This window comes from Bacillus sp. N1(2025), from assembly GCF_053470005.1.
This window is the reverse complement of record NZ_JBLTJB010000003.1, coordinates 238,336-262,533: the sequence shown is the minus strand read 5'-3', so window position 1 is coordinate 262,533 and position 24,198 is coordinate 238,336. Positions and strand designations below refer to the sequence as shown.

The window sequence follows — 24,198 nt, the reverse complement described above, 5'->3', positions numbered from 1 at the left end:
ATTCTAAGAAATCTTCCGGGTTTCTCCGCAAAAGAAAAGCCTTTCTGCATAAATGAGCAGAAAGGCTGATTGAAAAAGGCCTTTCTCTCATCTTTCAAAGCAGACCGCTTCGAGTGAATTGGCACCATTTCAACATTGTTGATGGTTGCCGGGCTTCATAGGGCACTTCCCTCCACCTCTCTTGATAAGAGAAAACATATCGTATTTTCGTCCGGAAATTCTTACTGTAGAATAGCACGGCGAATGATAAAAAGTCAATAAAATAAATATTGGAAGCTATTGTCACATAGTAGATTGGCAGTTACGGCCGTTTACTGATCGCCTGAAAAAATCCGTTTGTCAGCCAGAGGATGGCCTCCAGCTTCAGCAGAGCTCTGAATGATCCTTTCACTTTGAGTTTTCCGCTTTGGATAAGCTTTTGCAAAGAGACATCACCATGCAGGAGATGGATGATTTCCGTCTGGTTTCCGTAAAAGGTCAAATTAGATTTTTCCTTTGAAACCGACGTTTTCCTCATTTCTCCCTGTCCGTTAATTGAGACCGTTAAGGCTTCTGTTTCTCCTTGGAATGTAATCAGCAGCGTTGAGGCGTTTAATAGCGGTTTCAAAAACAGATGCTGTCCGTCATTCTCTGAAACTTCTATTTTCTCCACTCGTATAACCTCCCGTTTTAATGGCCATACATACACTTTCTCTTTTTAACGGACAGAACCCTTTATAAACCGCACGACATTTTCCTGTAAATATTGTCACATCGGGAACGTTTGCGATGTTTTTTGTTTAATCAGCTCATATAAATAGGAAACGGAGCGGAAGGCGTATCCTTTCTCAACAAGCTCTCCGCCTTTAAACAGCAAAAAGCACGGAACGCTTTCAATCTGATAGGCTTTGGCGAATGCGGGGGAATAATTCACGTTGTTTTTATAGAAGGCGGCGCCGGGCAGCATTTCTTCGACGACAGTAAGCATTTTGGACGCCAGCTGGCATGTGCCGCAAAACGGGGTGTACAAATACAGGAGATAAACGTCATCCTGAATCGATTCGAGTTCATTTTCTTGGAGTTCTTTCATGATTACCACCTCAGGTCGTTCTTTTTCAAAAATACAGTGTCAGCATCAAAGCCGGCTCTGATCAGCACAGATGCGAGATGATGGCCCGGGCACGACTCGACTTGCCTGTATGTTCTGTCTATATAAATATGGCGCGCTTCGGGAAGCTCCCGTTTCAGCTGTTTTCTTAATTTTTCTCCGGAGTCATCTGCGTCCGTTAAAATATAGACGTCTCTGTCAAACAGGCGGTCCGCCAAATCTTCCAGTTCGGTTTGGCCGATTGTTCCGTTAGTACAGACGATTTCCGCGGGTTCGATGAGCACTTCCCTGACTTTGATTTTATCAGATTTTCCTTCTACGATAATGACCTTTTCATCTCCGTTGTACATAAGCGCGTCACCTGCCGATTGTTTTAGCGTCAGATTGAAAAAGAAGGCAGTGAAATTCACCGCCAACTGTTAACACCAGCCATTCTCATAATCGCAATCGACATATTTCGGATCGCTGCCGTTTATGACATCGGCTGTTTTATAAAATTTTTGATTTTCAAATGAAAAGCCCTGTTTGAGCTCGTACTGGTCCATGCCTGTCATCTCGCCGATGGCTTCATTTTCATGAAACAAGGAAAACCGGCCGTTTTGAAAGCGGCCCGTAACGTTCTCCGTCACATCGACCTTTTGTTTATCAAAAGCCATTTTAGACACCTCCCGTTACAGATAGAATGTCCAAATGGCCCCTTTGCTATCCGATCAGTCTTCCTGTGTCATTTCGTCATATTGCTCGGAAGTCATGAGGTTTTCGATTTCTTCAGCATCAGCCGGTTCCACGACGATCATCCACGCTTTTTCATACGGAGACTCGTTTACGAATTCAGGACTGTCATCAAGGTCTTCGTTCACTTCCGTCACCGTTCCGTTAATCGGTGCGTACAGTTCGGATACGGTTTTGACGGATTCCACGCTGCCGAATGGCTCGTCCGCTTTAATTTCGGCGCCGACTTCCGGAAGCTCGACAAAGACGATGTCGCCAAGTTCGGCTTGCGCGAAATGTGTAATCCCGATACGGGCTTTTCCGTCCTCAACTTTGACCCATTCGTGCTCTTTGGAATAACGCATTTCTTTCGGTGTGCTCATCTAAATCCCTCCATTTTTTTCTTATAATAAGAAGATACCATAATTCTTTGAACCTGGCATTACATCCAATATTTTTCGAATTGGTCTTCTTTAAAGCCGACAGTGACTTTTTCGCCGTCTGTCGTAATCGGGCGTTTCAGGAGCATACCGTCTGATGCCAGGAGTTCAAGCTGTTCGTCCTCTGACATATGGTACAGTTTTTCCTTTAAGTTCAGCTCGCGGTATTTCATTCCGCTCGTGTTGAAAAACTTTTTGAGCTCAAGACCGCTCTTCTCATAGAGGTCTTTAATTTCTTCTTTCGACGGAGTTTCCTCCGCGATATGTATTTCGTTTATTTCCTTACCGCGGTCTTCCAGCCATTTTTTCGCATTACGGCACGTTCCGCATTTAGGGTACCAGTAAAAATTTAACGACATCTTCTTCACCCCTTGTAAATGATCGTCGTTATTTTAACACAATCACTTGTAAAAACCTATAACGTTGCTTCATGAAAAAGCGCCCCTGATGAAGGAGCGCTTTCAGCATGTGATCAGACCGTATATTTTTCTTCACGGAAGACGGCGGCTGCCGCTTCACGTTTTTTCTGAATGAGGTTTTTCGGCGTCAGGCGCGTCAGTTTGCGCAGCACGGAAAGCATCATGCGGAGGGAATCTCCTTCCTCCATGGCGATCAGTGATTCTTTGGCGTGCGCTTCAATGTTCTGAAGGGCTTCCTGAGCAAAGATTTCCGTATATAACAGCTTCTGCGCGGCTTTTTCGGCACCGTCCGCCGCAATTGCTTTTTCCGTTCTGAGGACGGCAGATTCCAAAGCGTAAAGCGCGCTGACAATATCGGCAATGTTCACCATGATTTCCTGCTCGCCTTCGATCTCTTTGCCGTATTTCTGCGCCGCGAGACCCGCTGTCAAGAGGGCGATCTTTTTCGCCTGTCTGACAATGTATTTTTCCTGTTCAAGAGGTTCTGAGCCCGGCTCTTCAGGCATCAGCATCATGAGTTCTTCTTGGAGCGCTTTTGCTTTTTCAAAGAGCGGCAGCTGACCTTTTACGGCTTTTTTCAGGAACGTGCTCGTTACGATCAGGCGGTTGATTTCATTTGTGCCTTCAAAAATTCTGTTGATTCTTGAGTCGCGATAAGCGCGCTCCACTTCATATTCCTGCATAAATCCGTAACCGCCGTGAATTTGAACGCCTTCATCGGCAATGTAATCAAGCGTTTCAGAACCGCACATTTTGTTGAGCGAGCATTCAATCGCGTACTCGGCGATTGACTTCGCGACTTCGCGTCCGTCTTTTTGCTCCTCTTCCGTCAGTCTGCTCATATTATCTTCGAATAAGCCCACTGTTCTGTATACAGAGCTCTCCATGGCGTAAAGCCGCGCTGACATCGTCGCAAGCTTTTCCTGAGTGAGCGTGAAGCTTGAGATCGGCGTTTTAAATTGCCGGCGCTGGTTTGCATAAGCGGCGGACAGCTCAATCACCCGTTTTGAAGCGCCGATTGTGCCGACGGCAAGCTTGTAGCGCCCGATATTCAGGATATTAAAGGCGATGACATGGCCTTTTCCGATTTCGCCTAGAAGGTTTTCTTTCGGGACTTCCGCCTGATCTAAAATCAGCGTTCTTGTCGACGAACCCTTAATCCCCATTTTTTTCTCTTCCGGTCCCGTTGACACGCCCGGATAGTTCTTTTCTACGATAAATGCGGAAAACTTATCTCCGTCCACTTTAGCGTAGACGACAAAGACATCTGCAAAGGCGGAGTTTGTAATCCATTGCTTTTCTCCGTTAAGAATATAGTGTGTGCCCGCTTCATTCAAAACAGCCGTCGTTTTCGCGCCGAGGGCATCTGAACCTGAACCGGGCTCAGTTAAGGCGTATGCCGCGATTCTTTGTCCTGAAGCCAAGTCCGGCAAATAGGTTTTTTTCTGTTCTTCCGTTCCGAAGAACACGATCGGCAATGAGCCGATCCCGACGTGAGCGCCGTAAGACAGCGAAAAGCTGCCGGCACGTGAAAACTTTTCCGTAATGAAGGCTGAACTGATTTTATCCAGGCCGATGCCGCCGTACTCTTCAGGCACGTCTGCTCCGAGGAGGCCGAGATCTCCGGCTTTTTTCAGCAGTCTGACCGAATGCTCGAACTGATGATTTTCAATTTCATCAATATAAGGAAGCACATCGTTTACGACGTAGTCTTCTGTCGTTTTTCCGATCATTTTATGTTCGTCTGTAAAGTCCTCCGGAGTGAATATTTGATCATATCCCGTCTCTTCAATCAGAAAGCTGCCGCCTTTTTTGACGTTGACCGTTTCCTGTTTCATGCTTCGTTTCCCCCTTGTTTTAAATGAGCTCAAATACGCCGGCAGCGCCCATGCCGCCTCCGATGCACATCGTCACCACGCCGAATTGCTCGTTTCTCCGTTTCATTTCATGAATGAGTGACAGGGTCAGCTTCGTTCCCGTGCATCCGAGCGGATGTCCGAGCGCGATGGCGCCTCCGTTGACGTTCACCTTTTCTTCATCTATCCCAAGCGATCTGATGACTTGAATGGCCTGTGAAGCAAAGGCCTCATTCAATTCAAAAAGCCCGATATCCTGTAATTCGAGTCCGGCAAGCTTGAGCGCCCGCGGAATGGCTTCAATCGGACCGATCCCCATTACCTCAGGCGGAACGCCGCCTACGGCAAAGGAACGGAATTTGACAAGCGGCGCCAACCCGAGCGACGATGCTTTTTCGCGATCCATCAGCATGACAGCCGCCGCGCCGTCACTTGTTTGTGAAGAGTTCCCGGCCGTCACGGTTCCCGTTTTAGAAAAAGCCGGACGGAGCTTCGCCAAGACGTCAGCCGATGTGCCGGGACGAACGCCTTCATCTTGTGAAAAGGTAAATTGTTTTTTCCGCGGCTTATGGTCATCACCGACTTCTGTCAGCGATACTTCAACCGGCACGATTTCGTCATTGAATTTGCCTTCTTTAAGGGCTTTTGCGGCATTCTGATGGCTGCGGACGGCAAATGCATCTTGGTCTTCTCTGGATACGCCGTACGTTTCGGCGACCTGCTCCGCTGTGTGCCCCATGCTCATGTAATACTCAGGCGCATGCTCCGCCAAAGCGATATTCGGCCGTGTCACATGCCCCATCATCGGAACTTGCGACATGGATTCCGCACCGCCCGCAATGACGGTGTCACCCGCGCCGATCATGATTTTTTCAGCACCGTAAGCGATGGATTGGAGCCCGGAAGAGCAGTAGCGGTTCACCGTAATGGCCGGCACCGTATGAGGAAGCCCCGCCAGCGCACCGATATTCCGCGCCATATTTAATCCTTGTTCGGCTTCAGGTGTTGCGCAGCCGATAATTAAGTCATCGATATTTCCTTCATAGCCGCCTGCCCGTTTCAGCGTTTCTTTTACACAAAGCGCGCCTAAATCATCAGGACGAACGGCTGCAAGCGATCCTTTTTTCGCTTTACCGACCGGGGTTCTCGCACCGGCCACAATGACTGCTTCTCTCATAAACACCCTCCTAGTTCCGTAAAGGTTTGCCTTTGACGAGCATATGCTGCATTCTCGCTTGAGATTTCGCCTCGCCAGCGAGGCTTAAAAAGGCTTCTCTTTCAATCTCGAGTAAATATTCTTCTGAAACCTCCGTGCCGAACGGGACTCTTCCGCCGGCAATGACATGGGCCAGCTTCTTCGCAATCTTCATATCGTGATCGGATAAATAACCCGACCGTCTCATTTGGTCTGCTCCGAGCAGTAATGCCGCACAGCCGGTTTCTCCGGTGACTTTCACTTTTTTGCGGGCAGGCGGGCGGTATCCGCTGTCATATAAGGAAGCAGCCAGCTGTTTCGCATCGTGCAGCAGGTGATCCTGATTCATGCTGACACGGTCTGCCGCGGACAAAATCTGCATATCACGGGCTTCGTGTGCCGAACCGGACACTTTGGCAAGCGCGATTGTTTCGAAGGTTTTAATGGCCGCGTCCATCAGTTCACTTCCGCCGTTCAAATAATTCATGTACAGCTCTTTGTTTCCTCCGCCGCCCGGAATAAGGCCGACGCCGGTTTCAACAAGACCCATATACGATTCGCTCGCCGCCTGAACGCGTGCCGCCGGGAGACAGACTTCCGTGCCGCCGCCGAGTGTCATCCCGAATGGCGCCGCGACAACGGGTTTAGCGCTGTATTTGATGTTCAGCATCGTCTGCTGAAAACGGCGGATGACAAAATCGACTTCCATGAAGTTATCATCCTGAGCTTCCATCAAAATCATCGCAAGGTTTGCCCCCGCGCAGAAATGTCTGCCTTGGTTTCCGATGACAAGTCCTTTATAATTCCGCTCGGTTTCCTCAAGCGCATTGTCAATCATCTGAATAATGTCTAAGCCGATCGCGTTGCTTTTCGTATGAAATTCCAGCAGCGCGACATCATCGCCGAGATCAATCAGACTTGCGCCGCTGTTTTTAGTGATAACGCCTTTTGTTTCTTTTAACGTTTGCAGGCTGATCCGTTTCGGATTTTCTTTCACAGCCCTGTATTGGCCGTCTGAATAGTAAAATGGTGTTCCGTTTTCCTTCATATAAAATGTTTCATGGCCCTGATCAAGCATATCTTTCACCCAGCCGGGGATTTCTGCGCCTTCTTCTTCGAGCCGCTCCGCTGATTTTCTGACGCCGATGGCATCCCACATCTCAAACGGGCCGAGCTCCCATCCGAAGCCCCATTTCATGGCGTCGTCAATCGCTTTGATATCATCAGCGATCTCACCTAAAAGCCGGGCTGAGTATAAGAGTGTTTGCGATGTAATATTCCAAAGCAGGCGTCCGGCGCGGTCATCGGAGTATATAAGCGCTTTCATTTTGCCTTTGGCACCCTTTGCCTGTTTGGCGGCTTCTAAAGCGGGCGTCTTCATTTTCGAGCGCTCACCGTATGTCATGGTCAGCGGATCGAGTTCATATATTGTTTTACCTTCTTTTTTGTAAAAACCTTGGCCTGATTTGCTGCCCAGCCAATTGTTTTTCAGCATGTCATTCATAAATTCAGGCAGCTTAAACATGTCTTTTTCAGCGCCGTCGGCTTTATCATACACATTTTTTGCCACATGGGCGAAAGTATCAAGCCCCACAACGTCAAGGGTTCTGAAGGTCGCGCTTTTCGGTCTGCCGATCAAAGGCCCGGTCACCGTGTCCACCTCGCCGATGCGGCAGCCGGAAGAAAGCATTTCTCTTACCGTGACCAGCAGGCCGTACGTACCGATGCGGTTGGCGATAAAGTTAGGCGTGTCTTTCGCGATGACGACACCTTTCCCGAGCGTGTTTTCTGCAAATGAAGTCATAAACTCCAGCACGTCAGGATCTGTTTCCTGAATCGGAATGATTTCCAGAAGCTTTAAGTAGCGGGCCGGATTAAAGAAATGGGTTCCTAAGAAATGGGCTTTAAAATCGGCAGATCGGCCTTCCGCCATTTTTGTGACGGAGATACCGGACGTATTGCTCGACACGATGCTTCCCGGTTTCCGGTATTCATCAACGAGTGAGAAAATCTGTTTTTTTACGTCAAGATTTTCGACGACGACTTCAATAATCCAATCAGCATCCTTTAATTGAGCTGCGTCATCTTCCAAATTCCCCGCAGTTATATAGTCGAGATTGGCAGCCGAAGTCAGCGGCGCCGGTTTTTGCTTCAGCAGCTTTTGCATGGCCGATCGGCTCAGCCTGCTGCGGACCTCCGGGCTTTCTAATGTCAGCCCTTTTTTCATCTCATCCTTTGTCAGCTCGTTTGGCACAATATCAAGCAGCAGGACGGGAATTCCGATGTTAGCCAAGTGCGCGGCAATTCCGGACCCCATGACGCCTGATCCGAGAACGGCTGCTTTCTTTATAAACTTGTGCATGAGTCATCCCCCTTGAACTTTGAATGAATAGTCATTCATTTTTTCGGCAAAAAAAATGAAACCCTTTTCTTCTTTCATCTTAAAAGATTTTCAGGATGACTTCAATAGCAAATATGGAATTTTTTTAAATTTTTCGGCTTCCGCATGTTCCATGGCGCGGGCGGGAAACTTAAACCCGGAGGTGAAGGGAATGGTGCGAGGGAGAAAAGATCCGTCTTCTGCCGCAGTGAGCGCGGCCAGCATGAAAGGAAATGCGGGACCGAAGCAAAAATACGGCGGCGGCAAACGGACGAGCCAAAATCAGCAATATAAAAAAGACAACATGGAATAACATGCTGCGGCTGCTTTTTGGAGCAGCCGTTATTTTTTGAAGATCCCTTTCAGCACAAACGCCGCGTTTGCCGGGCGCTCGGCGATTCTTCTCATCAGGTACCCGTACCAATCGGTTCCGTACGGGACATACACCCTCATCCTGTATCCTTCTTCGGCAAGCTCCTTCTGGCGCTCCGTTCTGATGCCGTACAGCATTTGGAATTCAAACTGCTCCCGGGGAATTTGATGTTCGCTGATGAGTGTTTTCGTATAAGAAATGATGTCATCGTCATGAGTCGCCACCGCCGTTTCATGGCCGCTCAAAAGCTGCAGCTTAATCAGCTGCTGAAAATGAAGATCGGTTGCTTTTTTATCAGGGAATGCAACGGCCGCCGATTCTTTATAAGCGCCTTTTACAAGCCTGAGCCGCGGCTTGTATGGCATCAGACCGCTGATGTCTTCAGCTGCCCGGTACAAATAAGCCTGAATGACGGTGCCGAGCATCGGGAAATCCGGCTTGCACCGCTTATACAGCTCGAGTGTACGGCCGCATCTTGAATAGTCCTCCATATCAATCGTTACAGGCACGCAGCGTTCTTTTGCCTCCGTCAATATGTCTCTGACATGCTGTTCCGCGAGTTTCTCGGAAATATCCAGACCGATGGATGTTAATTTCAGAGACAGCTCACAATCCAGTTGATTCTCGGCAATCGCCCTGATTGCTTTTTTACATTCTTCCGCCGTCCTTTTCGCATCCTTCTCTGAACCCGCATATTCACCTAGATAATCAATCGAAGCCGACAGCCCTTTTTGGTTCAGCCGCTTTACCGTTTTCACAGCTTCCGTGAGTGTTTCCCCTGCAACGAACCTTCCCGCGCCGAAGCGGATTCCGTAAGCCTGGGCGAATTTTGTAAGCATTTTATTTTTCGACAAAAATAAACATATGTTCCGCAGCAAGGATGAACTCCCTCCTTTTTCTTTTATTCGTGTATGAAATCCTGATCGCAGAGAAAGCTAAAAAGAACAGAATTGAAGGAGGCGTTTATATGAACAACCAAGAGCAGCACGGAAACTTGCCGCCTGCCGTCATCTCAACGAAAGACCATTTGTATCTTGAGGACATGCTGAACTGGAATCTGCTTGCCATGAAAAAAGCGCATTTTATGGCGGAACATTGCCAGAATCAGACGTTAAAACAAGAGCTTGATCAGATCGGCCGGATGCATCAGAAGCATTATCAGCACATATTGGGCCGCTTGAACCCCGATCAAGGCGGACAGACAACAACAGGCTATATGCAATAGGAGGACAATACATGGAACAGCAAAATCAAAAAATCACGAATCCGCAAACGCCCGTGCCCAATACGGCGCAAATGAATGACAGAGACTTGGTGAATGAGCTGCTGACGACGGAAAAATACATCACGTCTTCATATTGCACAGCCCTGCACGAGTTCAGCCACGAGTCTCTTTATCAAGATATTCAGGCGATTTTCGATGAGTCACAAAAAGCGCAAAGAAGATTATACGATGTGATGTTTCAAAATGGCTGGTATTCCATTGAAGCAGCCGATACCCAAAAGCTTCAGCAATCGTATGAGAAGTTCCGGCAGACCATTCAGCAGCAGTCTCCCTATCAGCAGTAAAACGAAGAAGGATTTGATGTTTTCGACAAGCATCAATCCTTTTTTTATTTTTGCACAAAAAGATTGACTTATCATTAATCCTTATTTATATTTAACTAATGTTAATTATTTTCTCAAGGAACAAGATGAGGAGGAGTTATGAAAAACGCGGATCAATATGTGTCTGACATCCAGAAATCTCTTCAGACGCTGCTGCAAAACATACAGCCTGAAATGGTGGAAAGCATGGCAAAACACGAGGTGACGCCTGCCCAATTATTTGTTTTAGCCAGCCTGAAAAAACACGGGAGCTGCAAAGTTTCCGAAATTGCGGAACGCATGGAGGTAAAGCCGAGCGCAGTGACGCTGATGGCCGACCGCCTCGAGCAAAAAGGACTTATCGTCCGCAAACATAACCAGCAGGACAGACGCGTCATCGACATCAGCCTCACCAAAAAAGGCGAAACAAAATTCGAAGACGTTGTGGAAGGACGGAAAGCGATACTGGCGCGAAACCTGTCCGTTCTGACTGACGATGAACTGATTCAGTCCGTGAACATCATCCGCAAAGTAGCGGAAGCCGCCGAGAAATACGCGGCTGATCAAAAAGAAAACGAATAGAAAAGAGGAGCTGCCGAAACATGAGCATTGACAAGAAAGATCCAAAACGCACATTATTAATAACCGGCTTAATCATCGCCATGTTTTTCTCAGCCCTTGACGGCACCATCGTAGGAACGGCGATTCCTAAAATCGTGGGTGACCTCGGGGGATTAAGCATGATGACGTGGCTGACCACAGCATATCTTTTAACTTCGACGACGATCGTTCCGATTGCGGGGAAACTTGCAGATTTATTGGGGCGCCGCGTCGTCTATGTGTCAGGTTTATTGATTTTTATGGGAGCTTCCGCACTGTGCGGAATGGCCAACAACATGACGGAACTGATTATTTTCCGCGGACTTCAGGGAATCGGCGGCGGTGTCATGATGCCGATGGCTATGATCGTCATCGGGGATTTGTTCACAGGAAAACAGCGTGCCAAGTTCCAAGGGCTTTTCGGGGCGATTTACGGGCTTGCTTCCGTGATCGGCCCGCAAATCGGGGGCTGGATTGTTGACTCATTAAATTGGAAATGGGTTTTCTATATCAACCTGCCTGTCGGAATTTTAGCCGTGATCTTTATCGCAAGAGGACTTCAAGGCAGAAAACAGACCGGGCCGATTAACTTTGACATCGCCGGCATTTTCACAATGATCGTCGGAATCGTCAGCCTCCTCCTCGCGCTCAGCTTCGGAGGAAAGGATTACGCATGGGGCTCTTGGCAGATTCTCGGTCTCTTTGCGCTTGCGCTTGCCGGGATTGTCGGCTTCATTTTCGCTGAAATCAAAGCAAAAGAGCCGATTCTGCCGATGTACCTGTTTAAAAACAGAACGTTTACCGTACTGAATCTGATCGGCTTTTTCATGAGTATCGGCATGTTCGGCGCCGTTACGTTCGTTCCTTTCTTTATGCAGGGAATTATCGGAGTCAGCGCCACCGCGTCCGGCACGATTATGACGCCGATGATGGTATCTATGATTATCACAAGTATTATCGGAGGCCAGCTGGTTTATAAGATCGGTATTAAACCGCAAATCATGATCGGCATGCTGATCATGGCCGTCGGCTTCTTCTTATTAACGACATTGCAGCTGGATACAAGCAAGCTCGCGGCGACGTGCTATATGGCCGTGATCGGTCTGGGAATGGGGCTCGTCATGCCGCTTCTCACACTCGCTCTGCAAGAAACGTTTTCAAAAGAAGAGCTGGGTGTTGTGACCTCTTCAAGCCAATTTTTCCGGATGATCGGGGGAACGTTCGGCATTACGGTGCTCGGCGCTGTCATGAATGCCAGATCAGGAAGCCTTTTAACCGACAGACTGGTGCCTTACTTAGACTCACTCCCGAAACAGGCAAGTGCCTTTGCCGCCCAGTTTAAAGGTATGATTGACAAGAATCCTGAAGGGCTGCTTCAATCCTTGTTCAGCCAGGAATCAATTAAGCAGATCCCGGCCGCATTTTCTTCCCATATCGTGCCGGTTTTGAAAACGTCACTGATGGATTCGCTTCACAGCGTGTTTTTCACAGGCCTGGCCTTTATCGCTGCCGGATTGATCCTCACGCTGTTTGTTAAATCAATTAAACTGACAAACAAAAAGACAGGCAAACAAGAAGAAAAGGCGAAAGCCGTTTAACAAAGAAAAATCCCGCGGATGCCGCGGGATTTTTTTATATCATCTGGGAATGGCCAGTCTTCCGCCTCATTGGAATTGGGGGAAAAATTCAAAAAAATAATGATGAAACCCTTTAATAAACCTTAAACATTTCATAGTTATCTTTATAGTACGACATAATAAAGTCACGAAAATTTCTTACCGAAGAAGATAACAGCTTATGTCTTAACCAAGATAAGCCGACTGGATATGAAGCAGAGTGATCAGTCACTTTTATAAAATTCAGCCCCAATGTTCTGCAAACTGAAATAGGAAGCAACGCCACACCTTGATCCAGCTTTATAATCTCGACCAGTAAATGAGAATCCGCCTCAAATGCAATATTTGGGGTGAAACCGGCTTTCTCACAAAGCGAGGCTGTAAAACCGCTGTACTCTTCATTATTAGCAAGGGTAATAAATGGTTCATCGGCGACAAGACGTAAAGAAATTTCAGTTTTACCCGTAAATCGGTGGTTTGAGGGCAAAGCCAGAACGATATCTTCATTTACCAGCACACAACTCTCTATCTCTTCATCTTGAATCGGATGACCTGTTATTCCTAAATCAATGTCCCCTTTTTTTAAACTTGTTATGATCTCGCTTTTAACTCCGATTGCTTGGAGAATTTTTGATTGAGGAGAGCGGTTGATATATTCACTCATCAGTCCTGCAAGGAATCTTGGATTGGAAATAGATATTCTGATGGTGCCAGAAATTTGATGTTCCTCCAATTGAATTTCCGTTTGTGCATTTTCAATCTCAGTAAAAATCCTGTTTACATGTTTTAAAAGAATTTTCCCTGCTGAACTCAGCTTAATATTTCTGCCTTTTCTCTCAAACAAGGTTGTTCCCAGTTCATTCTCAAGTCTTTTTATAGTGAGGCTTAAAGAAGGCTGGGCAATCTTTAATTGTTCTGCTGCTTTAGAAATATGTTCAGTATAGGCAACTGTCTGAAAGTATTTTAGCTGCAGCAATTCCATCTGTCTGCACCCCCCCTCATTTATTTCAATAAATATATATATACCTTATTATGTATTGGATTAAATGTAAATGCGAATGTAAGATAATAGCATAGTTAAAGAAAAGGAAAGGGTGTCATTCAATGAAAATTGATGTGAAAGATATAGCAAAAAATTTAAGTACGCCACTAACAGCCCCTGCTTATCCTATCCCAAATTATAAATTTGTTAACCGTGAATATTTAAATATTATTTACCGAACGGATGAAAAAGCTTTACGTGCGGCAGTGCCGGAACCTCTTCAAATTACTGAACCTTTAGTGAAATTCGAAGTCATGTGGATGCCCGATGTTTCCGGACTTGGTGCCTATACAGAGGCAGGACAAGTCATCCCTGTCAGCTTTAATGGTGAAGAAGGAGATTATGTACATTCTATGTATGTTGACAATTTCCCGGCTATTGCAAGCGGACGGGAACTTACTGCATATCCAAAGAAATTGGGTGCCCCTAAGCTGTATATAGACTCTGATACTCTTGTTGGCACATTGGATTATGGCAGTCTTCGTGTGGCAACTGCGACTATGGGATATAAACATTTCGAAATGGATAAGGAAAAAGCGAAAAGGGAAATTTGCCGACCTAATTTTATGGTTAAGATTGCCACTGATTACAATGGTGATTTAAGGGTTTGTGATTTGGTGCGGACGCAAATAACGAATATAGAAGTTAAAGGTGCCTGGACTGGACCGGCGCGGCTTCAATTATTTGAACATGCTCTGGCACCTCTTGCAGATTTGCCTGTATTAGAAGTCGTTTCAGCATCTCATATTATTACGGATTTAACCTTAAATGCAGCACAGCCGGTTTATAACTACTTAGAGGAAAAATAAGGAGCGTTGACAATGAGAATTGCAGTTTTAGGAGCAGGTTCTTTAGGAACCATTGTTGGAGCATATCTGTCTGCTGGCGGAATGGATGTCGAATTGATTGATTCATACAAAGAACATGTAGATACTTTAAATCAAATAGGTGCTAAAGTAATTGGTACAACGGAATTTCAAGCAAAGGTGAAAGCCATTACCCCTGAAAACAAGTCAGGCAAGTATGATTTCATATTACTTCTGACGAAACAATTATATAATGACTCCATTCTTAAGGAGTTACTGCCTTTTTTAAAGGATGACAGTGTAGTATGTTCCTTGCAAAACGGTATACCTGAACAGAAAGTCGCTTCGATCGTTGGTGATGAACGTGTTATTGCAGGTTCTGTTGAATTTGGTGCTACGTTTATTGAACCGGGCGTATCCAGACTTACAACTGAGTATACTCAATTTAAAGAGTACGCTTTTCAAATTGGAGAATTACATGGTGAAACAACAGAAAGAATCCAGCGTATTAAATCGGTTTTAGACCTTATCGGCGGAACACATATTTCCGATAATTTAGTTGGAACGAAGTGGTCAAAATTACTTATCAATAATGCATTCAGTGGTTTATCAGCAGCATTAAACGGAGAATACGGAGACATTCTTGACCATGAAATCGGCATTGTTAGTGCAGTTCATATCGCAGATGAGACGATTAAGGTTGGACACGCCAATGGTGTCAAATTTGCGAAAATGGGCGGCCTTGATATAGAATCTTTGGAATTAAGAAGCGAAAATGATATTCCTGAACGTATCCAAACATTTAGGGCAGCCATGGAACCATCTAGGCTGCTAAGAGCAAGTATGCTCCAGGATCTTGAGAAAAAACGCAAAACTGAAATTGATTATATTAATGGAGTTATTCTCAAAATGGCAGAAGGTACTGGCATTTCAACACCTTTTCATGATTTGGTTGTAGCACAAGTCAAATGTGCCGAGGAATCTCAAACAGTGCCCAATTTTGATACAAATATAAAAGCATTTGAAGAGTTATTACGTATCCGAAAGGAAATGTGATATATAGGAAAGAGAGAAAGGGATTGCTGCGGCGGTCCTCTTTTCTTGGTTCAGCAAGCGGAAGAAATATACGTTAACAAACGGGTGCGTTACATTAAAGTTCTTCGCTATGAATTGAACGGCGCCTTTATTGATTCCTTTTCAGCAAAAAAAGCTTCCGGCACCTCTCTTTGATGCCGAAAGCTTTTTTATTGTTTTTTTCTGTGTGCTTCATTGAGCTGTTTAATGTTCTGTATCGCAGCTTTGATGCCCTCTTTGGCGTCCGGGTAGGATTGATTCCAATGTTTGACGAGCGGAGGCATGCTTTTTGCGATATGTGTATACAAAATCCACTGCCTGACTTCTTCCTTTACATCCGGGGTTGTTTCGCCAAGCAATAGTTCCGTGTATTTTTCAAGCAGGCCGTCCAGCTGCTGCTGCAGTTTCTCTTCCATACCGTTCCCTTCCCTTTTTCATGATTATGACAATCGGGCGGTGAGGGCCGCTTCCTGCACGATACATCTGCCGCGTCCGTGCGGAATGCAAAGCGGCGTGCCGAACAGCGGGTCTTGCGTTACCTGGCAGTTCATCGCAAAGACCTGCTGTACAAGCTCGCAAGTGATGACTTCTTCGGGACGGCCCTCTGCGTAAATCTGTTTATCCTTAATGGCGACCAGATAATGGGCATAACGGCATGCCAGATTGAGGTCGTGCAGCACCATGACGATTGTGCGTTTTTCTTTTTCATTTAATTCAAACAGCAAATCAAGAATTTCAATTTGATGCGTCATGTCGAGATAGGTTGTCGGCTCGTCAAGCAGAATGATATCCGTATCCTGAGCGAGTGTCATCGCAATCCATGCGCGCTGGCGCTGTCCGCCTGACAAGGAATCTACCGGACGGTCGGCCATTTCCTCAAGCTTCGTCGCTTTAAGCGCGTTTGCCACTGCGTCTTCGTCCTCTTTGGACCATTGCTTCAGCCAGCTTTGATAAGGGTATCTTCCCTGCTTCACAAGCTGATGCACCGTCAGGCCTTCGGGAGCTGACGGACTCTGCGGCAAAATAGCGAGCTCTCTTGCCACTTCCTTCGTCGGAAGCTTAGCGATGGCTTTTCCTTCTAAAAGCACAGAACCGCCCCTCGGTTTCATCAGCCGGGCCAATGAACGTAAAAGCGTCGATTTTCCGCAGCCGTTGCTTCCGATCAATACAGTTATTTCGCCTTTTGGAATCGCGACATCCAATTCGTCAATGATAACAGTTTCTCCGTACCCTAAGCTCAGCGTCTCTGTAGAAATTGCACTCATACCGCTAACCGCTCCTTTTTTGAGTTTCCCAAACACTATGTATATAAACAAATTGCCTAAACATTCAACGTGAGATCATGATTATATTGTAACAGAAATTAATGACTCTGAATATCATTATCAATTAGTTTTGGGCAAAAAAGCAGCGGACGGCGGTTATTTTTTTATTTCTGTCATTTCTCCGTCGTTCTTTTTCAGTTTCAGATAAAAATGGTCATAGCGGCTGTCTAAATTAAAAGCCGAGAGCACCTGCCGGACGACCTCGCTTTCCTGCATCCGGCTGTTTACGGCAAGTTCTCCGAGGATCATCTTCATTTCATCAAGCGCTTCCTCGCCCTCTCTGTGAACCCCTGAGAGCTTGTCCCGGATGTCCGCCTTTTCATGACCGCTTTTTCTTTCATACAAACCTTCATAGCGGTTATGCTCTCCGGCTCCGTAGCTGACGCGAAGGGCAAAGCTGCTGTAAGGAACCGGCTTCGCGGATGACACGGGTGTGCTGTCTTGTTCCGCTTCCCGTTTTTCTTCATTCAATCGGCAGCCGGCAATCAGCATCAGCGTAAGACATAAAACGCCCGCCGTTCTGATCCATTTCATGCGATTCACTCCCATTCCATTCCGATCGTTTTTAGGTATTTCCAAGGGAGGCGGCTGTCATTCATTAAACAAAAAAGAGCCGGAGCGGTAACACTCCGGCCGGTTCATCTCCAGATTATCATTCAGTCAGCTCTAAAAATTCCTGCACATCCTGTACGGCAAGGCGGACCGCGTCTTCCCAAAACGACCGTTCCGTCAGATCCGCTCCAAGGTGCTTCATCGCCAAATCCTCAACAGTCATCGAAGCCGTGTCACACAAAAGCGCGATATATTTTTCTTCAAAATCCGCTTTTTCCCGAAGAGCTCTTGCATATATTCCAAGCGAAAATAAATAACCGAACGTATACGGAAAGTTGTAAAACGGCACTCCCGTAATATGAAAATGCAGTTTTGACGCCCAGAAATGAGGGTGGTATTCCCCTAATGAATCGCAAAATGCTTCTTTCTGCGCCGCTTCCATCAGTTCATTCAGTTTCTCAGCCGGAACGACGCCCTGCTTGCGCTCTTCATAAAAACGCGTTTCAAATAAAAATCTCGCATGAATATTCATAAACATGGCTACGCTTCTTTGAATTTTATCTTCAAGCAAGAACACCTTTTCATCCTTTGTCTCCGCTTGTTTCAAAGCGGCGTCGGCGACGATCATTTCCGCAAAGGTCGAGGCTGTTTCAGCGACATTCATAGCGTAGGCTCTGTTCAGCTGCCGCACTTGAAGCATGGCCTCCTGATGGAACGCGTGACCGAGCTCATGCGCCAGCGTCGATACATTCGAAGCGCTTCCGGAAAACGTCATAAAAATCCGGGATTCTCCGCTGTCGGGAAAGCTGGTGCAGAAACCGCCGACCCGTTTGCCGCTGCGGTCTTCCGCTTCTATCCACCGATCACGGAACGCTTTTTCCGTAAATGCGGACAGCTTTTTGCCAAACGTCGAAAATTGGCTGACGATCAGATTGGCCGCTTCATCATATGTATATTCTTTCGGAGCCTCGCCGATCGGCGCGTCCACATCATACCAGTTCAGCCGCTCAAGCCCTAAAAGAGACGCCTTTCGATTCAGGTATTCGGCAAAAGGCTTTTTATGATCGGTAATGACCTGCCACATGACATCCAGCGTTTCTTTTTTCATCCGGTTGATCGCAAGCGGCTCTTCCAAAGCGCTTTTCCAGCCCCGCGCTTTATAGATTTCCGTGCGGAAGCCGGCCAGATGGTTCAGCGTGCTGCCGAAAAGCTCCTCTTCTCCTTTCCACGCTTCATTAAGCTCTTTGAACACTTGATGTCTGATGCGGCGGTCCGGGTGCGCCATCATATTTTCCGCTTGGCCGACCGACAGCTCTTTATCCTCAAACGGAATCTTCATTCTGCCGACAGCCGCATTATACAGGTCGCCCCATGCGTGATAGCCGTCAACGGCCAGGCCTTCAATCAGCCTTTCTTCTGAAGCGCTGAGCTTCTCTTTGACACGATCTCTTCTCTCATTTAAAACATATGTGAGATCCTGAAGTTCCGGTTTTTGCAGCAGCTCCTCCCAGACCGGCTCGTCAATCCGGGCAAGTGTATCGTCAAGGGTGACCAGAGCGGATTTAAAATCACTGCTCAGCTGATTGATCCGCGCCCTCCATTCATTCGCTTTCTGATCATGAGTGTTCTGAGCCTGAAGACAGCCGACGAACGCTCCCGCCTGCCTGATCATGATCGCTGACCGTTCAAACCTATCAATCAGATTGATCATCTCCCGGCTTTCATCCGCATGCGTCGGAACCGTAAACGCTTCAACCGCATGTTGAAAAGCGCTTAGATGCTTTTTGAGCTCTTGTATGTATTGCTGAAACTCTTCCGACCGGCTCCCGCCCTCAAAAATGGAGTTTAAATCCCATGTTTCCTTCAATCCCTCTAATGCCATCTTTTCTTTACCCCTTTCTATCCGAAGCTGACTCCATTATAAAACAATTCTGACATATTTCCGAACGATTTCTCCTTCTTTCCGCGAGATGTTATACACTATGAGATAAGAACAAACGGGGAGGATTATAAGATGAACAGAAAAATTGCCATTGTAACCGGCGCGACGAGCGGATTCGGGCTGCTGACAGCGCTGAAGCTCGCCCGGTCTTATCACGTCATCGCAACAGCCAGACAGCCGGAGAAAGCTGAAATACTGAAAGAGGCCGCCGCTCAAGCGGGTGCATCCGAACATGTTACGGTCGTTTCTTTAGATGTGACAAATGAGCAGTCGGTGTCTGACTTCGGGAACACCATCAGCGGTTTCGGACCGATTGACCTGCTCGTCAATAACGCCGGCACTGCGTACGGGGGGTTTATTGACGATGTGCTGATGGAACATTACAGACAGCAGTATGAATCAAATGTATTCGGTCTGATTCACGTCACAAAAACCGTGCTGCCTTATATGCGAAAACATAGCGGGGCGAAAATCTTCAATATCAGCAGTATCAGCGGACTGACCGGTTTCCCGGCTCTATCTCCGTATGTCTCTTCCAAATTCGCGGTTGAAGGGTTTACAGAGAGCCTGCGCCTCGAACTGCTGCCTTTAGGAATTGATGCCGCTTTAATAGAACCGGGCTCCTACAAAACATCTATATGGGAAACGTCTCTCTCCAATCATCTTACGGCACCCGGCAAAGATTCGCCTTATTACCGCTATTATCAGCAAATAGAAGCTTACTTCAAAGCCAACGCATCCAAAAGCGGCGATCCTGATGACGTAGCGGAGCTGATTTATCAATTGGCACAAAGGAAACGGCTGAAGAAACTGCGGTATCCGATCGGCAGGGGCGTTAAGCTGACATTGGCTTTCCGCTCACTCTTTCCGTGGTCCGCCTGGGAATCGATTATAAAGAAAAAGCTGTTCACTTAAACCTAAATTATAATTATTATAATTTAGTATTGATTTTTATTTAATATGTGATATAATTAAATTATCAGATCACAGGGAGGACGATGAATATGAATACACAAAACGCGAAAAAAACTGAAACTCTTGTTGAGAAATCAATGAACACACAATTATCAAACTGGTTTATCCTTTACTCTAAACTGCACCGCTTCCATTGGTATGTAAAAGGCCCTCATTTCTTTACGCTTCATGAAAAATTTGAAGAGCTATATAACGAAGCGGCGGAAACGGCGGATGCCATCGCAGAGCGACTTCTGGCCATCGGCGGACAGCCTGCGGCGACTTTACACACTTACCTTGAACAAGCTTCCATTACGGATGAAGGCCAGGAAAAAACGGCTTCTGAAATGGTGGAATCACTGGTTCAAGACTATAAACAAATCAGCCGCGAATCAAAATTTGTCATCGGCATCGCCGAGGAACAAAATGACCCGTCAACTGCCGACCTGTTTGTCGGATTAGTTGAAGAAGCGGACAAGCATGTGTGGATGCTGTCAGCCTACTTGGGAGAATGACGAAAAAAGCTGAACCTCAGTTGAAGGTTCAGCTTTTTTTATGCGTTCAGCTTGCGCTTTCGGTTTGTTTCGTTAATGTGACGTTCAGCGTCTTTTTGCTTCCGTTTCTGAGAACTTGAACAGTCGTTTTATCGCCGATTTTCAGCTGGTTATATAAGATCTGTCTGATATCGGCGCTGCTGCCGACATCTTTGCCGTTCAATTGTACAATGACGTCATTTGATTTGATGCCCGCTTTCGCAGCCGGTGAGCCGGATTGCACTTCTTTTACGTAAACACCCTTAGACAGCTGGTCGCCGAACAGTCCGAGCGTGTTTTCCTGATAAGTTTCCGGCACTTGCGCCATGTCAATCATCTGCACACCTAAAAATGGGCGCTCGACTTTTCCTTTTGCAAGCAGCTGGTCGACTATCGGTTCTACATCATTGCTCGGAATGGCAAAGCCGAGTGACTCCACGCCGTTTTCACTGACTTTCATGCTGTTGATCCCGATAACTTGGCCGCTTGAGTTGATTAACGGGCCGCCGCTGTTTCCGGGGTTAATCGCCGCATCCGTCTGAATCACGTTCATTTCCACCGTGCCTTGGGATGTATCGGCGTCTACCGTTCTGTTCAGCCCGCTGATGACACCTTGTGTGACGGTGCCGGAAAACTGCTGGCCGAGCGGGTTGCCGATGGCAATCACTTTATCGGCAATGCGGAGCTTGGAGGAATCCCCGAAGCTGGCCGCTTTTTTGACATTGGACGAGCTGATTTCCAATACAGCCAAGTCACTGATGGCATCCTTTCCGACAAGCTTTGCCGTTTCGGTTTTCCCATTGTAAAGAGTGACCGACAGTTTGTTCGCACCTTCTACGACATGGTTGTTTGTAATGATGTACGCTTTTTCGCCGTCTTTTTTGAAGATGACGCCTGACCCCGTGCCGCTTTCCGTTTCAGAGCTTGAACCGCCGTCAAGTCCGAACTGGCTGCTTTGCGAAGCTTGGTAGTTGGACACTCCGACAATCGCGGGCTCCAAGTCTTCCACCATATCCGCTACGCTTGAGGTATTTTTCAAAGGCGTTGACGTAAAATTCGAAGACTGAACTTGTTTCGTATCAGAAACGGCTTCTGTCTTATGCTGCTCACCCGGCAGGTTCGGCACAATGCCAAGCACGAGGCCGCCGCCGATAATGCCGCCTAAAATCGGGCTCAGCCAAGCGGCTCTCCGTTTTTTTTCTTTTTTCACGGCAGCCGTTTTTTCAAATTCCGTACCGGCCGCCGTCTCGTTTTCCGCTTCTTTCGAGACGGGCCCTTCGAGCAGCTCGGGCTCCTGATGGCTGATCTGCTGCTGTTCATTTCTGTTTTGTTCCGTATGTGAAAGATCTGACTGATCGCGGCTTCTGCCGTCATCTCGATGATCGTTCATATTCACGCACACTCCTTCAGCATGTTTTCATTCTATCGATTACATATTCATCGCATGTACAAGTTCTATTGTCCCAATAATAAGGAGAAAAGCAAAGCTCCAAAACAAAATGTGTTTGAACATGTTATCTTCCCCGCTTTTTTTCTTCCTTTCTTCCCTTATACACATCATAAACAAACATTGTGGGATAAAAATGAAAAGAATATGTGAAATTATGAAAATGCGGCTTGAGTATGTTAAAACTAGTATAATGACGTTGAAAGGATGTGAAATGCCTTGTCATACACCATTTATCTAGTTGAAGATGAGGATAACCTGAATGAACTGCTCACAAAATATTTAGAGAATGAAGGCTGGAACATTACATCTTTCACAAAAGGCGAAGATGCCAGAAAGCAGATGCAGCCGTCTCCCCACTTGTGGATTCTTGACATCATGCTTCCGGATACGGACGGCTATACATTGATAAAAGAAATAAAAGAAAAAGATCCCGATGTGCCGGTTATTTTCATTTCCGCGCGGGATGCCGATATTGACAGAGTCCTCGGGTTAGAGCTTGGAAGCAATGATTATATCGCCAAGCCTTTTTTGCCGAGAGAACTTATTATACGGGTCCAGAAGCTGCTCGAGCTCGTGTATAAAGAACAGCCCGCCGCAAAGAAAACCGGCATCACCGTTTCTTCCTACAATGTGATCGAAGATGCCCGAGAGGTTTATGATGAAACCGGCAGCCTGGTCAATTTGACGTCTAAGGAATTTGATCTGCTGCTTTTATTTCTTCACCATAAAGGACACCCCTTTTCCAGAGAAGATATCCTGCTGAATATATGGGGCCATGATTATTTCGGCACTGACCGGGTGGTCGATGATCTTGTGCGGAGGCTGCGGAAAAAAATGCCCGGGTTAAAGGTTGAAACCATTTACGGATTCGGCTACAGGATGATGACGTCATGAAAAATAAGCCGCTTGCTTTTCAAATATGGGTGGTCATCTCAGGCATCCTCTTAGCCATTTCGATTCTGCTTCTCGTGCTGTTCTCAAATACGCTGCGTAATTTTTTCACGGATGAAACGTATACGACCATTGAAAATGAACAGCATGTACTGACGGAGTACCGGCTGCCCGGATCGATCGAGCGGGGATATTACAGCGAGGATGCGACCGCGCCGACGACTTTCCGATCCGTTCAGCACGTTCTTCTGCCGGAACGGGAGGAATCGGCCAGTGACAAAGACTTGAACTACTTTTCTTCTTCCTTTATCCATAAGGTGTACAAGCTCGCGGGCCGCCAGCACAGCGTCACGAAACGATACAGCGCGGACATCAGCGGTGAAAAAGTGTTTTTCGTCATTAAAAAAGGCCTCACCATTAACGGCCAGGATGCGATGATGCTGTCTTACGCCCTTGATTCTTATCGTGATGATCTGGCATTCACCCTGTTCAAGCAGCTGCTCTTTATCATTGCCGGCGTGATTTTGTTAAGCTGGATTCCGGCGATTTGGCTTGCCAAATATCTCTCGCGCCCGCTCGTTTCCTTAGAGAAGCATGTCAAACGGATTTCAAAACAGGATTGGGATGATCCGGTCATCGTCGACAGGAAAGACGAAATCGGAAAATTAGGCCATACCATTGAAGACATGCGGAGCAAGCTGGTGCAAAAAGACGAAACGGAAAGAACGCTCCTGCAAAATATCTCTCATGATTTAAAAACGCCTGTCATGGTGATAAGGGGCTATACTCAATCAATAAAGGACGGGATTTTTCCTAAGGGGGATCTGGAAACCACAATTGATGTCATTGAAGGCGAAGCAGAAAAACTTGAGAAGAAAATTAAGGATTTATTATATTTAACGAAGCTTGATTATTTAATGAAGCAGCGGGTGCACCATGAGACATTTGACATTGTGAAGGTCACGGAAGAAGTCATTGAACGGCTCAAATGGGCCCGGAAGGAATTATCGTGGACCGTTGATACAGAAGATGCATTAATGATGCCCGGTGATCCGGAACAATGGAGCAAACTTCTTGAAAACATTCTCGAAAATCAAATCCGCTATGCAGAAACGGCGATTCACATTCGGATCAGCCAAAATCAGCAGCAGATTGTCATGACGGTTAAAAATGACGGGCCTCCGATCGAGGATGAGATGCTATCCAGCTTGTACGAGCCTTTTAATAAAGGGAAGAAAGGCGAGTTCGGCATAGGACTCAGCATCGTAAAACGGATTTTAACCCTGCATAAAGCATCAATTTCAATTGAAAATGACCAATCGGGTGTAATCTACCAAATTATCATACCAAAGTAGACTGTAGTGT

The 24,198-nt window shown here is 46.6% G+C and carries 26 protein-coding genes, 1 pseudogene and 1 riboswitch; of the genes and pseudogenes, 11 read left to right on the top strand and 16 right to left on the bottom strand.

The window, feature by feature from the left end:
- Positions 1-84: 84 nt before the first annotated feature.
- Positions 85-191, bottom strand: a riboswitch (SAM riboswitch).
- 110 nt (positions 192-301) lie between these two features.
- The 9 genes from ACNFN4_RS09100 to ACNFN4_RS09060 all read right to left on the bottom strand — a co-directional run bounded on the left by ACNFN4_RS09100 (position 302) and on the right by ACNFN4_RS09060 (position 8,070).
- Complete coding sequence (locus ACNFN4_RS09100; protein ID WP_007410085.1) at positions 302-652, bottom strand: SCP2 sterol-binding domain-containing protein; 351 nt, start codon at positions 650-652, stop codon at positions 302-304.
- 96 nt (positions 653-748) lie between these two features.
- Positions 749-1,069 carry a thioredoxin family protein gene (locus ACNFN4_RS09095; protein WP_003151847.1) on the bottom strand — a complete coding sequence of 107 codons (321 nt, stop codon included), beginning with the start codon at positions 1,067-1,069 and terminating at the stop codon, positions 749-751.
- Between the two features lie 2 nt (positions 1,070-1,071).
- The gene (locus tag ACNFN4_RS09090; protein ID WP_007410083.1) at positions 1,072-1,437 is read right to left on the bottom strand and encodes a toprim domain-containing protein; all 366 of its coding nucleotides are present in this window, start codon (positions 1,435-1,437) and stop codon (positions 1,072-1,074) included.
- A 69-nt stretch (positions 1,438-1,506) separates the two neighbouring features.
- Positions 1,507-1,743 (bottom strand): YusG family protein, encoded by a 237-nt coding sequence (locus tag ACNFN4_RS09085; RefSeq protein WP_003151845.1) that lies wholly within the window; start codon positions 1,741-1,743, stop codon positions 1,507-1,509.
- A 54-nt stretch (positions 1,744-1,797) separates the two neighbouring features.
- The gene (gene gcvH, locus ACNFN4_RS09080; protein ID WP_014418827.1) at positions 1,798-2,181 is read right to left on the bottom strand and encodes a glycine cleavage system protein GcvH; all 384 of its coding nucleotides are present in this window, start codon (positions 2,179-2,181) and stop codon (positions 1,798-1,800) included.
- A gap of 59 nt (positions 2,182-2,240) precedes the next feature.
- Positions 2,241-2,597, bottom strand: coding sequence for an arsenate reductase family protein (locus ACNFN4_RS09075; RefSeq protein ID WP_003151843.1), 357 nt, complete (start codon positions 2,595-2,597; stop codon positions 2,241-2,243).
- A 113-nt stretch (positions 2,598-2,710) separates the two neighbouring features.
- Positions 2,711-4,495, bottom strand: a complete 1,785-nt coding sequence (locus ACNFN4_RS09070) for an acyl-CoA dehydrogenase family protein (RefSeq protein WP_007613612.1) — start codon at positions 4,493-4,495, stop codon at positions 2,711-2,713.
- Between the two features lie 19 nt (positions 4,496-4,514).
- The gene (locus tag ACNFN4_RS09065) at positions 4,515-5,690 is read right to left on the bottom strand and encodes an acetyl-CoA C-acetyltransferase (RefSeq protein WP_003151841.1); all 1,176 of its coding nucleotides are present in this window, start codon (positions 5,688-5,690) and stop codon (positions 4,515-4,517) included.
- A 10-nt stretch (positions 5,691-5,700) separates the two neighbouring features.
- Positions 5,701-8,070, bottom strand: coding sequence for a 3-hydroxyacyl-CoA dehydrogenase/enoyl-CoA hydratase family protein (locus ACNFN4_RS09060; RefSeq protein WP_014418828.1), 2,370 nt, complete (start codon positions 8,068-8,070; stop codon positions 5,701-5,703).
- A gap of 190 nt (positions 8,071-8,260) precedes the next feature.
- Between ACNFN4_RS09060 and ACNFN4_RS09055 the strand changes: the two genes are divergently transcribed.
- Positions 8,261-8,401 carry a YuzL family protein gene (locus ACNFN4_RS09055; protein ID WP_003151836.1) on the top strand — a complete coding sequence of 47 codons (141 nt, stop codon included), beginning with the start codon at positions 8,261-8,263 and terminating at the stop codon, positions 8,399-8,401.
- A gap of 29 nt (positions 8,402-8,430) precedes the next feature.
- On the opposite strand, the gene ACNFN4_RS09050 is transcribed toward ACNFN4_RS09055, so the two are convergent.
- Complete coding sequence (locus ACNFN4_RS09050) at positions 8,431-9,339, bottom strand: proline dehydrogenase family protein (RefSeq protein WP_021494006.1); 909 nt, start codon at positions 9,337-9,339, stop codon at positions 8,431-8,433.
- A gap of 89 nt (positions 9,340-9,428) precedes the next feature.
- On the opposite strand from ACNFN4_RS09050, the gene ACNFN4_RS09045 reads away from it, so the two are divergent.
- The 4 genes from ACNFN4_RS09045 to ACNFN4_RS09030 all read left to right on the top strand — a co-directional run bounded on the left by ACNFN4_RS09045 (position 9,429) and on the right by ACNFN4_RS09030 (position 12,246).
- A complete protein-coding gene (locus tag ACNFN4_RS09045; protein ID WP_015418171.1) occupies positions 9,429-9,686 on the top strand; it encodes a hypothetical protein in 258 nt (85 codons plus the stop codon).
- An 11-nt stretch (positions 9,687-9,697) separates the two neighbouring features.
- Complete coding sequence (locus ACNFN4_RS09040; protein ID WP_014418831.1) at positions 9,698-10,030, top strand: spore coat protein; 333 nt, start codon at positions 9,698-9,700, stop codon at positions 10,028-10,030.
- 138 nt (positions 10,031-10,168) lie between these two features.
- On the top strand, positions 10,169-10,630 hold the full coding sequence (locus ACNFN4_RS09035) for a MarR family winged helix-turn-helix transcriptional regulator (protein WP_003151828.1): 462 nt from the start codon (positions 10,169-10,171) through the stop codon (positions 10,628-10,630).
- Between the two features lie 20 nt (positions 10,631-10,650).
- Positions 10,651-12,246 (top strand): MDR family MFS transporter, encoded by a 1,596-nt coding sequence (locus tag ACNFN4_RS09030; RefSeq protein ID WP_429774327.1) that lies wholly within the window; start codon positions 10,651-10,653, stop codon positions 12,244-12,246.
- Between the two features lie 112 nt (positions 12,247-12,358).
- Here the strand turns inward: ACNFN4_RS09030 and ACNFN4_RS09025 are convergent, their stop codons facing one another.
- On the bottom strand, positions 12,359-13,246 hold the full coding sequence (locus ACNFN4_RS09025; RefSeq protein WP_448200121.1) for a LysR family transcriptional regulator: 888 nt from the start codon (positions 13,244-13,246) through the stop codon (positions 12,359-12,361).
- Between the two features lie 122 nt (positions 13,247-13,368).
- On the opposite strand from ACNFN4_RS09025, the gene ACNFN4_RS09020 reads away from it, so the two are divergent.
- Positions 13,369-14,115 carry an acetoacetate decarboxylase gene (locus ACNFN4_RS09020; protein ID WP_053104480.1) on the top strand — a complete coding sequence of 249 codons (747 nt, stop codon included), beginning with the start codon at positions 13,369-13,371 and terminating at the stop codon, positions 14,113-14,115.
- A 12-nt stretch (positions 14,116-14,127) separates the two neighbouring features.
- Positions 14,128-15,168, top strand: a complete 1,041-nt coding sequence (locus ACNFN4_RS09015) for a ketopantoate reductase family protein (protein ID WP_353771524.1) — start codon at positions 14,128-14,130, stop codon at positions 15,166-15,168.
- A 188-nt stretch (positions 15,169-15,356) separates the two neighbouring features.
- Here the strand turns inward: ACNFN4_RS09015 and ACNFN4_RS09010 are convergent.
- The 4 genes and pseudogenes from ACNFN4_RS09010 to ACNFN4_RS08995 all read right to left on the bottom strand — a co-directional run bounded on the left by ACNFN4_RS09010 (position 15,357) and on the right by ACNFN4_RS08995 (position 18,945).
- Positions 15,357-15,624, bottom strand: a pseudogene (locus ACNFN4_RS09010) (YusU family protein).
- Positions 15,625-15,626: 2 nt separating this feature from the next.
- A complete protein-coding gene (locus ACNFN4_RS09005; RefSeq protein WP_014418835.1) occupies positions 15,627-16,451 on the bottom strand; it encodes an ABC transporter ATP-binding protein in 825 nt (274 codons plus the stop codon).
- A 156-nt stretch (positions 16,452-16,607) separates the two neighbouring features.
- Positions 16,608-17,045 carry a YusW family protein gene (locus tag ACNFN4_RS09000; protein ID WP_182071985.1) on the bottom strand — a complete coding sequence of 146 codons (438 nt, stop codon included), beginning with the start codon at positions 17,043-17,045 and terminating at the stop codon, positions 16,608-16,610.
- A gap of 118 nt (positions 17,046-17,163) precedes the next feature.
- Positions 17,164-18,945, bottom strand: coding sequence for a M3 family oligoendopeptidase (locus tag ACNFN4_RS08995; RefSeq protein WP_020956317.1), 1,782 nt, complete (start codon positions 18,943-18,945; stop codon positions 17,164-17,166).
- Between the two features lie 132 nt (positions 18,946-19,077).
- Here ACNFN4_RS08995 and ACNFN4_RS08990 point away from each other — a divergent pair, with 132 nt between their 5' ends.
- Together ACNFN4_RS08990 and ACNFN4_RS08985 are read left to right on the top strand one after the other, a co-directional pair.
- The gene (locus tag ACNFN4_RS08990; protein WP_012118400.1) at positions 19,078-19,920 is read left to right on the top strand and encodes an oxidoreductase; all 843 of its coding nucleotides are present in this window, start codon (positions 19,078-19,080) and stop codon (positions 19,918-19,920) included.
- A gap of 89 nt (positions 19,921-20,009) precedes the next feature.
- A complete protein-coding gene (locus ACNFN4_RS08985) occupies positions 20,010-20,474 on the top strand; it encodes a Dps family protein (RefSeq protein WP_007410071.1) in 465 nt (154 codons plus the stop codon).
- Between the two features lie 46 nt (positions 20,475-20,520).
- Here ACNFN4_RS08985 and ACNFN4_RS08980 read toward each other — a convergent pair whose 3' ends face one another.
- Entirely contained in the window at positions 20,521-21,882 is a 1,362-nt protein-coding gene (locus ACNFN4_RS08980) for a S1C family serine protease (protein WP_007410070.1), read from the bottom strand.
- Between the two features lie 276 nt (positions 21,883-22,158).
- On the opposite strand from ACNFN4_RS08980, the gene ACNFN4_RS08975 reads away from it, so the two are divergent.
- On the top strand, positions 22,159-22,836 hold the full coding sequence (locus ACNFN4_RS08975) for a response regulator transcription factor (protein ID WP_032869720.1): 678 nt from the start codon (positions 22,159-22,161) through the stop codon (positions 22,834-22,836).
- Entirely contained in the window at positions 22,833-24,188 is a 1,356-nt protein-coding gene (locus ACNFN4_RS08970; RefSeq protein ID WP_047936124.1) for a sensor histidine kinase, read from the top strand. Before ACNFN4_RS08975 ends, ACNFN4_RS08970 begins: the two co-directional genes overlap by 4 nt.
- Positions 24,189-24,198: the final 10 nt, after the last annotated feature.

What these genes read in the sequence shown, in the direction of transcription:
- ACNFN4_RS08990 (WP_012118400.1), top strand. Translation starts at nt 19,078, where the DNA reads ATGAACAGAAAAATTGCCATTGTAACCGGCGCGACGAGCGGATTCGGG.
- ACNFN4_RS09000 (WP_182071985.1), bottom strand. Translation starts at nt 17,045, where the DNA reads ATGAAATGGATCAGAACGGCGGGCGTTTTATGTCTTACGCTGATGCTG.
- ACNFN4_RS08970 (WP_047936124.1), top strand. Translation starts at nt 22,833, where the DNA reads ATGAAAAATAAGCCGCTTGCTTTTCAAATATGGGTGGTCATCTCAGGC.
- ACNFN4_RS09095 (WP_003151847.1), bottom strand. Translation starts at nt 1,069, where the DNA reads ATGAAAGAACTCCAAGAAAATGAACTCGAATCGATTCAGGATGACGTT.
- ACNFN4_RS09090 (WP_007410083.1), bottom strand. Translation starts at nt 1,437, where the DNA reads ATGTACAACGGAGATGAAAAGGTCATTATCGTAGAAGGAAAATCTGAT.
- ACNFN4_RS09020 (WP_053104480.1), top strand. Translation starts at nt 13,369, where the DNA reads ATGAAAATTGATGTGAAAGATATAGCAAAAAATTTAAGTACGCCACTA.
- ACNFN4_RS09035 (WP_003151828.1), top strand. Translation starts at nt 10,169, where the DNA reads ATGAAAAACGCGGATCAATATGTGTCTGACATCCAGAAATCTCTTCAG.
- ACNFN4_RS09005 (WP_014418835.1), bottom strand. Translation starts at nt 16,451, where the DNA reads ATGAGTGCAATTTCTACAGAGACGCTGAGCTTAGGGTACGGAGAAACT.
- ACNFN4_RS08995 (WP_020956317.1), bottom strand. Translation starts at nt 18,945, where the DNA reads ATGGCATTAGAGGGATTGAAGGAAACATGGGATTTAAACTCCATTTTT.
- gcvH (WP_014418827.1), bottom strand. Translation starts at nt 2,181, where the DNA reads ATGAGCACACCGAAAGAAATGCGTTATTCCAAAGAGCACGAATGGGTC.
- ACNFN4_RS09045 (WP_015418171.1), top strand. Translation starts at nt 9,429, where the DNA reads ATGAACAACCAAGAGCAGCACGGAAACTTGCCGCCTGCCGTCATCTCA.
- ACNFN4_RS09015 (WP_353771524.1), top strand. Translation starts at nt 14,128, where the DNA reads ATGAGAATTGCAGTTTTAGGAGCAGGTTCTTTAGGAACCATTGTTGGA.
- ACNFN4_RS09030 (WP_429774327.1), top strand. Translation starts at nt 10,651, where the DNA reads ATGAGCATTGACAAGAAAGATCCAAAACGCACATTATTAATAACCGGC.
- ACNFN4_RS09075 (WP_003151843.1), bottom strand. Translation starts at nt 2,597, where the DNA reads ATGTCGTTAAATTTTTACTGGTACCCTAAATGCGGAACGTGCCGTAAT.
- ACNFN4_RS08985 (WP_007410071.1), top strand. Translation starts at nt 20,010, where the DNA reads ATGAATACACAAAACGCGAAAAAAACTGAAACTCTTGTTGAGAAATCA.
- ACNFN4_RS08980 (WP_007410070.1), bottom strand. Translation starts at nt 21,882, where the DNA reads ATGAACGATCATCGAGATGACGGCAGAAGCCGCGATCAGTCAGATCTT.
- ACNFN4_RS09065 (WP_003151841.1), bottom strand. Translation starts at nt 5,690, where the DNA reads ATGAGAGAAGCAGTCATTGTGGCCGGTGCGAGAACCCCGGTCGGTAAA.
- ACNFN4_RS09040 (WP_014418831.1), top strand. Translation starts at nt 9,698, where the DNA reads ATGGAACAGCAAAATCAAAAAATCACGAATCCGCAAACGCCCGTGCCC.
- ACNFN4_RS09060 (WP_014418828.1), bottom strand. Translation starts at nt 8,070, where the DNA reads ATGCACAAGTTTATAAAGAAAGCAGCCGTTCTCGGATCAGGCGTCATG.
- ACNFN4_RS09055 (WP_003151836.1), top strand. Translation starts at nt 8,261, where the DNA reads ATGGTGCGAGGGAGAAAAGATCCGTCTTCTGCCGCAGTGAGCGCGGCC.
- ACNFN4_RS09025 (WP_448200121.1), bottom strand. Translation starts at nt 13,246, where the DNA reads ATGGAATTGCTGCAGCTAAAATACTTTCAGACAGTTGCCTATACTGAA.
- ACNFN4_RS09070 (WP_007613612.1), bottom strand. Translation starts at nt 4,495, where the DNA reads ATGAAACAGGAAACGGTCAACGTCAAAAAAGGCGGCAGCTTTCTGATT.
- ACNFN4_RS09085 (WP_003151845.1), bottom strand. Translation starts at nt 1,743, where the DNA reads ATGGCTTTTGATAAACAAAAGGTCGATGTGACGGAGAACGTTACGGGC.